Source organism: Acidisphaera rubrifaciens HS-AP3 (genome assembly GCF_000964365.1).
GTDB classification, from domain to species: Bacteria; Pseudomonadota; Alphaproteobacteria; order Acetobacterales; family Acetobacteraceae; genus Acidisphaera; species Acidisphaera rubrifaciens.
Genome location: NZ_BANB01000199.1, coordinates 1 through 8,745, shown reverse-complemented (window position 1 = coordinate 8,745; position 8,745 = coordinate 1). Strand labels below are relative to the sequence as shown.

The following is an 8,745-nucleotide window of genomic DNA, read 5'->3' as shown; positions in this document are numbered from 1 at the left end:
CGGTGCAGGCGGCCGGCGGCAGCGTGACCACCACGGCCGCGCCGGCGGCGCCCGAGGATGGGGCGGCCGCCAACTGAGGCGCCCCGGCCGGCCGTCCGGTTTTGCAGGGCGGCCGGCGAATGACTACATTGCGGCCAAGGTCAGAACCGGGGACGTCCGATGGCCTCTGCGGCCGAGCAACTTGCGGCTAATCTCAACCTCGGCACGCTGTCCAAGGCGACCGAGCTCAAGAAGCGCATCTGGTTCACCCTGGGTGCGCTGATCGTCTTCCGTATCGGGACCTATATCCCGGTGCCGGGCGTCGACGCGGCGGTGATGGGCGAGATGCTCAACCAGCACGGCGGCGGCATCCTGGGCATGTTCGACATGTTCACGGGCGGCGCGCTGGGCCGCATGACCGTGTTCGCGCTGAACATCATGCCCTACATCAGCGCCAGCATCATCATCCAGCTGATGACCTCGGCCATCCCGTCGCTCGAGTCCCTCAAAAAGGAGGGGGAGAGCGGGCGGAAGAAGATGAATCAGTACACCCGCTATCTCACGGTGCTGATCGCCACCTTCCAGGCCTACGGCATTTCCTTCGGTCTCGAGAACATGCACGGCTCGTTTGGCGCGGCCGTGATCGACCCGGGCTGGTTCTTCCGGATTTCCTGCGTCGTGACGCTGGTCGGCGGCACCATGTTCCTGATGTGGATCGGTGAGCAGATCACCGCCCGCGGCGTGGGCAACGGCACCAGCCTCATCATCTTCGCGGGCATCGTGGCCAACCTGCCCCACGCGCTCGCCAGCATGCTCGACATGGCGCGCACCGGCGCCCTGAGCCCGATCTTCCTGGTAGCGTTCCTGGTCATCGCCATCGGCGTCATCGCCGGCATCGTCTACATCGAACAGGCCCAACGCCGGGTGCCGATCCAGTATCCGAAGCGACAGGTCGGCACCCGCATGTTCGGCGGCGACTCGACCCACATGCCGCTGAAGATCAACACCTCCGGCGTGATCCCGCCGATCTTCGCCAGCTCGATCCTGCTGGTCCCCGCGACCATCGCCGGGTTCGCCACCGGCGGCCCCGCGTGGCTCAGCACCATCGCCGGGCAGCTCGCGCATGGCCGTCCGCTCTACATGGCGCTGTATGCGTTCATGATCATCTTCTTCAGCTACTTCTATACGGCGGTCGTGTTCAACCCGCAGGAGACGGCGGACAACCTGAAGAAATATGGCGGCTTCGTCCCCGGATACCGACCGGGCAGCGCGACGGCCGAGTATTTCGACTACATCCTGACCCGGCTGACGACCGTGGGCGCCCTGTATCTCGTGGCCGTCTGCATGCTGCCGGAAATCCTGATGAGCCGTTATTCGGTGCCGTTCTACTTCGGCGGCACCAGCCTGCTGATCATCGTGTCGGTCACCATGGATACCGTGACCCAAATCCAGTCCCACCTGCTTGCGCACCAGTACGAGGGACTGATCCGTAAGGCGCGCGTGAAGGGGCGTCCTGCCGTCAAAAGCCGATGAATCTCATTCTTCTAGGACCGCCCGGCGCGGGCAAAGGCACGCAGGCCAAGCGTCTGCAGGACAAGCACGGCATCGCCCAGATCTCGACCGGCGACATGCTGCGCGCGGAGGTGGCCGCCGGCACGCCGATCGGGCGGAAGGCCAAGGCCGTGATGGAGTCGGGCGCCCTCGTGTCCGACGAGATCATCATCGCCATGCTCGGCGGCCGGGTCGAACAGCCGGACTGCGCCCGCGGCTTCATCCTCGACGGCTTCCCGCGCACCGTGCCGCAGGCGCAGGCGCTCGACCGGCTGCTGGCCGAAAAGCGGCTGACCCTGGATGCCGTGATCGAACTCGCGGTGGACGACGCGGCTCTCGTGGACCGCATCGCCGGGCGCTTCACCTGCGCGAAGTGCGGCGCCGGCTACCACGATACCTTCCATCCGCCGAAGGTCGCCGGGACCTGCGACGTCTGCGGCGGCCATGACTTCACCCGCCGGCCGGACGACAATCGCGAGACGGTCAAGACCCGGCTGGAGGCCTATCACCGCCAGACCGCCCCGATCATCCCGCATTACCAGGCCGCCGGCGTCTATCATGCGGTGGACGGGATGGCGGACATCGACGCGGTGACCGCATCCATCGAGCAGACGCTGAGCAGGCTTTCACGCTGATTTGAAGCCAGCGCATTGACTCCGCCGGGCAAGCGCGGCTACATCCGCGCTCCCGGTGACCCGCCTGAGCGGGCACCGCTTGCTGTCATTCGCGGGAGTGATCGGGCCAGGCACCTATGCCGTGGTCAGTCCCCTGCGCACAGGAGAGGCTCTGCGTGGCGCGTATTGCCGGGGTGAACATACCCACGAACAAGCGGGTGACCATCAGCCTGCGCTACATCTATGGCATCGGGCCGGCAAAGGCGCAGGAAATCTGCACCAAGCTCGGGATCCCGGACGACCGGCGGGTGAACCAGCTGACGGACGAGGAAATCCTCCGCATCCGTGAGATGGTGGATCGCGACTATCGCGTGGAGGGTGACCTCCGGCGTGAAGTTGCGATGAACATCAAGCGTCTGATGGATCTCGGCTGCTATCGCGGCCTGCGCCATCGCCGCGGCCTGCCGGTGCGTGGTCAGCGGACCCACACGAACGCCCGCACCCGCAAGGGCAAGGCGGTCGCGATCGCCGGCAAGAAGAAGGTGACGAAGTAGGGTCCGCGCGGACCCTGCCGCCGTCCCATCAGCAGATTTCGAGACGAGGACAGTCAGACCTATGGCGAGAGCCGCGACAGCCACGACGCGCATGCGCCGGAAGGAACGGAAGAACATCACGTCGGGCGTCGCCCATGTTCTCGCGTCCTTCAACAACACGATGATCACCATTACCGACGCCCAGGGCAACGCGATCGCGTGGTCGTCGGCCGGCAGCCAGGGCTTCAAGGGCAGCCGAAAGTCGACGCCCTATGCGGCGCAGGTGGCGGCCGAGGATGCCGGCAAGAAGGCGCGCGAGCACGGCATGGAGACGCTCGAGATCGAGGTGAGCGGCCCCGGCTCCGGGCGTGAGAGCGCGCTGCGTGCCTTGCAGGCGGTCGGCTTCGCCATCACGGCGATCCGCGACATGACGCCGATCCCGCACAACGGTTGCCGTCCGCGCAAGCGCCGTCGGGTCTGAACAGCAGGGAGACGCGACGCCGGCGCGGGGGATTCCCGGGCCGATGCGTGCGTATATGCAATGAGATTGAGTGCCGCACTCCAGCGCAACTGGCAGTCCCTCATCAAGCCCGAAAAGCTTGAGGTCGAGCCGGGTGCCGATCCCAGCCGCACGGCGACCGTGATCGCGGAGCCGCTGGAGCGCGGCTTCGGCATGACGCTCGGCAACGCCATCCGCCGCGTGCTGCTGTCGTCGCTGCAGGGCGCCGCGGTGACCGCCGTGCAGATCGACGGCGTCCTGCACGAGTTCAGCAGCATCCCCGGCGTCCGCGAGGACGTCACCGACATCGTGCTGAACGTCAAGCAGCTCGCCCTGCGCATGCACGGCGAGGGGCCGAAGCGCATGTCGCTGACGGCGACCGGCCCGGGCGAGGTGCGTGCCGGTCAGATACAGACCGGCCACGACATCGACATCATGAACCCCGACCTCGTGCTGTGCACCCTGGATGACGGGGTGAAGTTCGGGATGGAGTTCACCGTCAACGTCGGCAAGGGCTATGTGCCCGCGTCCGAGAACCGGCCCGAGGACGCGCCGATCGGTCTCGTACCGGTCGACAGCATCTACTCGCCCGTCCGCCGGGTGTCCTACAAGGTCGAGCCCACCCGCGTCGGGCAGGTGACCAACTATGACCGCCTGCTGCTGACGGTGGAGACCAACGGCGCGGTGACGCCGGAGGACAGCGTCGCCCTGGCGGCGCGCATCCTCCAGGACCAGCTGCAGCTCTTCATCAACTTCGACGAGCCGCAGCAGCTCCGCACCGAGGAACCGCAGGACGATCTGCCGTTCAACCGCAACCTGTTGCGCAAGGTGGACGAGCTCGAACTGTCGGTCCGCAGCGCGAACTGCCTGAAGAACGACAACATCGTCTATATCGGCGATCTCGTGCAGAAGACCGAGCAGGAAATGCTCCGGACGCCGAACTTCGGCCGCAAGTCGCTGAACGAGATCAAGGAAGTCCTGTCCTCGATGGGCCTGTCGCTCGGCATGACGGTCGCCGGCTGGCCGCCGGAGAATATCGAGGATCTGGCAAAGCGGCTGGAAGAGCCGTTCTAAGGGGTCAGGGACATGCGTCACGGAATGGCCGGGCGGAAGCTCGGCGTCACCTCCAGCCATCGGCAGGCGATGTTCCGCAACATGGCGGTCGCGCTGCTGAAGCACGAGCAGATCACCACGACCCTGCCGAAAGCCAAGGAGCTTCGGCCGGTCGCCGAGAAGCTCATCACGCTCGGCAAGCGCGGCGGGCTGCACGCCCGCAGGCAGGCCTATGCCCAGCTGCGTGACGACACCATCGTCGCCAAGCTCTTCGGCACGCTGGCCGACCGCTACAAGGCGCGGCCCGGCGGGTATTGCCGTGTGCTGAAGGCCGGCATCCGCTATGGCGACGCGGCGAGCATGGCGGTGATCGAACTCGTCGATCGCGATCCGGCTGCCAAGGGCCAGGACAGCGGTCCGAAGCCCGAGACCGCCGCCGACGAAGGCGAGGAATAGCCGCGGCGCGGCAGGCCGCTTCGTCGCATACGAAACGGCCTGCCGGCGCTTCCGTTCGCTCCCCATTCTTTTTGCTATCGTCCGTTGCGCCCGCGGCAGGTTTGGCAGGCGGCCGGCGCAGGTTGCCGCTGACATATCTTTGTCCTACGACCCGGTTCCGGGCGCGCGCCGCCGCCGCCCCGATGTCGAGGGACCAGCATGCAACCGACCCGCCGCACCTTCATCGCGTCCACGCTCGTCGCCGCCGGCGCGGTGGCCGTGCCCCGCGCCCGCGCGGCCACGAAGCCGACGCTGAAGGTGGGGGTCCTCACCGACCTGTCGGGTCAGTACCGCGACGACGCGGGCGAGGGCAGCATCACCTGCACGAAACAGGCGGCGGCTGAGTTCATGGCGGCCAATCCCGACATCGCCGTCGAGGTCGTGGCCGGGGACCATCAGAACAAGCCGGACGTCGCCGTCAGCATCGGGCGCGAATGGTTCGACCGCGGCGGCGTCGATGTCATAACCAACTGCAACAACAGCGCGATCGCCGGCGCCATCGCCAATCTTGCGCGTGAGAAGAACAAGGTTCACGTCAACACCGGCGCCGTCTCGGCGGACCTGACCGGCAAGAACTGCTCGCCGAACTTCGTGCACTGGCCCTATGACACGTGGGAGGAGACGCACTCCACCGGCGGGGCGATGACGCGCGCGGGGGGCACCACTTGGTTCTGCATCACCGCCGACTACGTGTTCGGCCACAACCTGCAGCGTGACCTGACGCAGGCGGTCGAGGCTGGCGGCGGCAAGGTGATCGGCTCCGTCGTCTATCCGTTCCCCGCCACCACCGATTTCTCCGCCCAGCTCGTGCAGGCGCAGTCGAGCGGCGCCAAGGTCGTGGCCTTCTGCAACGCCGGCGGCGACTTCGTGAACTGCGTCAAGCAGGCACACGAGTTCGGGCTCGTCGAGCATGGGCAGAAACTGGCCGGCATGGTCGTCTTCACCACCGACGTGCAGGCGCTCGGGCTGGAAACGGCGAAGGGGCTGGTGCTGACCTCGACCTTCTACTGGGACCTCAACGACCGTACCCGCGCCTTCGTCAAGCGGTTGCAGGCGGCGTCGCCCGGGCTCTGGCCGAACGAAATCCAGGCGAGCGACTACGCCGGCACCCTGCACTATCTCAAGGCGGCCAAGGCGCTCGGCGTCGCGCAGGCCAAGGCGTCGGGGCTTGCCACGGTCAACATGATGAAGAAGCTGCCGACCGATGACGACTGCTTCGGCCACGGCATGATCCGCGCCGACGGCCGGTGCATCCACGATGCCTATCTCTTCGAGGTGAATGCCCCCGGCGAGAGCAAGGGCAAGCACGATATCTGGAAGCTGCTCGCCACCACCCCCGGCGACAGGGCATTCCGCCCGATGGCCGATGGCGGCTGCAAGATGGTGAAAGCCTAGCCCCACCCCTCGCGACGGGGCTCCCCGGGGCCGGGCGCCCGGCGGGTCGGCGTCAGTGGCCCGCGTTGGCGCCGGAGAAATCCGGCGCGGCGAGGCCGGAGGCCGCAAGCTGCTCGACCAGCGACGCCTTCAGCCGCTCCAGCCCGGCCTCGGTCTTGGATTCCGCGCGCGCGACCAGCACCGCCTGGGTGTTCGATGCGCGCAGCAGCCACCACCCGTCCTCGGTCAGCACGCGCACGCCGTCGGTCTCCGCCACCTGCGCGCCCGCCTCGCGCAGCCGGCCGGCGACTTCCTCGATCACCGCGAATTTGCGCGCCTCGTCGCAGTCGAACCGCAGCTCCGGCGTGTTGACCACCTGCGGCAGGGCGCGGCGCACCGTCGACAGCGGGCTGTCGAGGCGCGCGATGATCCCCAGCACGCGGACCGCCGCGTACAACGCATCGTCGAAACCGTACCATTTGTCGGCGAAGAAGATGTGCCCCGACATCTCGCCGGCGAGCGGCGCGCCCGTCTCCGCCATCTTCGCCTTGATCAGGCTGTGGCCGGTCTTCCACATCAGCGGGTTGCCGCCCGCTACCTTGATCTCGTCGAACAGCACCTGGCTCGCCTTCACGTCGGCGATGATCGTGGCTCCCGGCCGGTCACGCAGCACGTCGCGCCCGAGCACGACCAGAAGCTGATCGCCGAACAGCGGCACGCCCTGATCGTCGACGCAGCCGATGCGGTCCGCGTCCCCGTCGAACGCCACGCCGATATCCGCGCCCTCCGCCCGGACGGCGGCGATCAGCTGCTGCAGGTTCTGCACGACCGTCGGATCGGGATGGTGGGCGGGAAAGCGGCCGTCGATGGTGCCGTTCAGCACGATGTGCTCGCCCGGCAGGCCGGCCACCAGCCGCTCCAGCACCTCGCCCGCCGCGCCGTTGCCGTTGTCCCAGACGACCTTGAGCATCCGGTCGCCGCCGTCCCAGTCGGCAAGCAGGCGGGCGACATAGTCCTTGCACACATCCATGTGCGACTGCTGGCCGGTCGCCTCGTCCACCACGTCGCCGGCGGCGGCCGCGTGCCCGAGGGCCGCGATCGCGCTGCCATAGAACGGCTTGCGTCCGAGCATCATCTTGAAGCCGTTATAGTCCGGCGGGTTGTGGCTGCCGGTGACCATCACCGCCCCGTCCGCCTCGTGCACGGTCGCGGCGAAATACAGCATCGGGGTGGGACCGCGGCCGATCCGCACCACGGTCATCCCGCTCGCCATCAGCCCCTCGACCAGCTTCGGTTCCAGGTCCGGGCTGGACAGGCGCCCGTCATAGCCCACGAACACGCGCGAGCCGCCGTTGCGGGCGACGATGCTGCCGAAGGTCCGCCCGATCGCGAAGGCGTCCGCGGGATGCAGCGTGCGCCCGACGATGCCGCGGATATCGTATTCACGCAGGACAGTCGGATCGAACGCGTGCCGGAAACTCATGCCATCCGCCTAACAGTAATCTTTGAGGAACGCGCGCACCGCCGGCGCGAGATCAGGCCGACGCAGCGCGAAGGCAAGCTGCGCTTCCAGAAACCCGACCTTGTCGCCGCAGTCAAACCGGCGGCCTTCATAGCGCAGACCGTGAAACGGCTGCCGGCCGATCAGCCCCGCCATGCCGTCCGTCAGTTGTACCTCGCCGCCGGCGCCCCGTTCCATGCGCGCCAGCTCGCCGATCACTTCCGGCATCAGCACATATCGGCCGATAATCGACAGGTTCGACGGCGCATCGGCCGGCGCGGGCTTTTCGACCAGCCCCGTCACCTCCACCAGCCGCCCGTCATCGGCGCCGGTGCGCAGGATGCCGTAACGGTTGGTTTGCTCCGGCGGCACCTCGACGACGGCGACCACGTTGCCGCCGGTCTGCGCATAGGCATCCGCCAGTTGCTTGAGACAGGGGGTGTCGGACAGCACCAGATCGTCGGGCAGCATGATCGCGAACGGGTCGTCGCCGATGAAGGCGCGGGCGCACCAGATCGCATGCCCGAGACCGAGCGGCACCTGCTGACGCACCGTCACCATCGACCCCGGCTCGACCGAGGTCACGGACAGCGCCGCCAGCGCCTCGGTCTTGCCGCGCTCACGCAACGTCGCCTCCAGCTCGAAGGCGATGTCGAAGTGTTCCACCAGCGCGGTCTTGCCGCGTCCGGTCACCATGCAGAACTGCTCGATGCCGGCCGCGCGCGCCTCTTCGATCGCATACTGGATCAGGGGCTTGTCGACGACCGGCAGCATTTCCTTGGCGATCGCCTTGGTCGCCGGGAGGAAGCGGGTGCCGAGTCCTGCGACCGGCAGCACAGCCTTGCGCAATGGCTTGGGCAAACTGGGATTCCTCGTGATCGGCGGGCGTCGCGTCGCCAGACCCTGACACGCCGCCCCGCCGCCCGGCAAGGCGGCGCTGTCACGCCAACGCGGCACGGCCGGGCCGGTTCAGCCGAGCAGGACGTCGCGCGCCTGATTGATGCGTGAGGCGATCCAGTCGCTGCCGCCGCTGTCGGGATGGGCCGCCCGCATCAGCCGCCGATGCGCGGCCCGGATCGCCTCCGGCGCCGCGCCGGGCGGCAGCCCGAGCACCGCGAAGGCCTCCTCGCGCGTCATGCGCCCCGC

10 protein-coding genes are annotated in these 8,745 nt (G+C 67.8%); 7 read left to right on the top strand and 3 right to left on the bottom strand.

Annotated features, from left to right (window positions below; genetic code table 11):
* The first annotated feature begins 159 nt into the window (after window positions 1–159).
* The 7 genes from secY to B8460_RS07055 all read left to right on the top strand — a co-directional run bounded on the left by secY (window position 160) and on the right by B8460_RS07055 (window position 6,119).
* Window positions 160–1,512, top strand: a complete 1,353-nt coding sequence (gene secY / locus B8460_RS07085; protein ID WP_048860883.1) for a preprotein translocase subunit SecY — start codon at window positions 160–162, stop codon at window positions 1,510–1,512.
* On the top strand, window positions 1,509–2,165 hold the full coding sequence (locus B8460_RS07080; RefSeq protein WP_048860882.1) for an adenylate kinase: 657 nt from the start codon (window positions 1,509–1,511) through the stop codon (window positions 2,163–2,165). Before secY ends, B8460_RS07080 begins: the two co-directional genes overlap by 4 nt.
* 155 nt (window positions 2,166–2,320) lie before the next feature.
* A complete protein-coding gene (rpsM, locus tag B8460_RS07075; protein ID WP_048860881.1) occupies window positions 2,321–2,698 on the top strand; it encodes a 30S ribosomal protein S13 in 378 nt (125 codons plus the stop codon).
* 61 nt (window positions 2,699–2,759) lie between these two features.
* Window positions 2,760–3,158, top strand: a complete 399-nt coding sequence (gene rpsK, locus B8460_RS07070) for a 30S ribosomal protein S11 (RefSeq protein ID WP_048860880.1) — start codon at window positions 2,760–2,762, stop codon at window positions 3,156–3,158.
* Between the two features lie 60 nt (window positions 3,159–3,218).
* Complete coding sequence (locus B8460_RS07065) at window positions 3,219–4,250, top strand: DNA-directed RNA polymerase subunit alpha (RefSeq protein ID WP_048860879.1); 1,032 nt, start codon at window positions 3,219–3,221, stop codon at window positions 4,248–4,250.
* Between the two features lie 12 nt (window positions 4,251–4,262).
* Window positions 4,263–4,685: a 50S ribosomal protein L17 gene (gene rplQ, locus B8460_RS07060; protein WP_048860878.1), complete on the top strand. Its 423-nt coding sequence runs from the start codon at window positions 4,263–4,265 to the stop codon at window positions 4,683–4,685.
* 198 nt (window positions 4,686–4,883) lie between these two features.
* Window positions 4,884–6,119, top strand: a complete 1,236-nt coding sequence (locus B8460_RS07055) for an ABC transporter substrate-binding protein (RefSeq protein ID WP_048860877.1) — start codon at window positions 4,884–4,886, stop codon at window positions 6,117–6,119.
* Window positions 6,120–6,171: 52 nt separating this feature from the next.
* On the opposite strand, the gene pgmG is transcribed toward B8460_RS07055, so the two are convergent.
* From pgmG to B8460_RS23735, 3 genes are all read right to left on the bottom strand, one after another.
* The gene (gene pgmG, locus B8460_RS07050; RefSeq protein WP_048860876.1) at window positions 6,172–7,581 is read right to left on the bottom strand and encodes a phosphoglucomutase/phosphomannomutase PgmG; all 1,410 of its coding nucleotides are present in this window, start codon (window positions 7,579–7,581) and stop codon (window positions 6,172–6,174) included.
* Window positions 7,582–7,590: 9 nt separating this feature from the next.
* Window positions 7,591–8,460: a UTP--glucose-1-phosphate uridylyltransferase gene (locus B8460_RS07045; RefSeq protein WP_048860875.1), complete on the bottom strand. Its 870-nt coding sequence runs from the start codon at window positions 8,458–8,460 to the stop codon at window positions 7,591–7,593.
* A 108-nt stretch (window positions 8,461–8,568) separates the two neighbouring features.
* Window positions 8,569–8,736, bottom strand: a complete 168-nt coding sequence (locus B8460_RS23735; RefSeq protein WP_373855728.1) for a DnaJ domain-containing protein — start codon at window positions 8,734–8,736, stop codon at window positions 8,569–8,571.
* Between the last annotated feature and the right edge of the window lie 9 nt (window positions 8,737–8,745).

Bases quoted from the DNA above. Each gene is read 5' to 3' on its own strand.
- rplQ (WP_048860878.1), top strand. From the start codon at position 4,263: ATGCGTCACGGAATGGCCGGGCGGAAGCTCGGCGTCACCTCCAGCCAT.
- B8460_RS23735 (WP_373855728.1), bottom strand. From the start codon at position 8,736: ATGACGCGCGAGGAGGCCTTCGCGGTGCTCGGGCTGCCGCCCGGCGCG.
- rpsK (WP_048860880.1), top strand. From the start codon at position 2,760: ATGGCGAGAGCCGCGACAGCCACGACGCGCATGCGCCGGAAGGAACGG.
- secY (WP_048860883.1), top strand. From the start codon at position 160: ATGGCCTCTGCGGCCGAGCAACTTGCGGCTAATCTCAACCTCGGCACG.
- B8460_RS07055 (WP_048860877.1), top strand. From the start codon at position 4,884: ATGCAACCGACCCGCCGCACCTTCATCGCGTCCACGCTCGTCGCCGCC.
- pgmG (WP_048860876.1), bottom strand. From the start codon at position 7,581: ATGAGTTTCCGGCACGCGTTCGATCCGACTGTCCTGCGTGAATACGAT.
- B8460_RS07065 (WP_048860879.1), top strand. From the start codon at position 3,219: ATGAGATTGAGTGCCGCACTCCAGCGCAACTGGCAGTCCCTCATCAAG.
- B8460_RS07080 (WP_048860882.1), top strand. From the start codon at position 1,509: ATGAATCTCATTCTTCTAGGACCGCCCGGCGCGGGCAAAGGCACGCAG.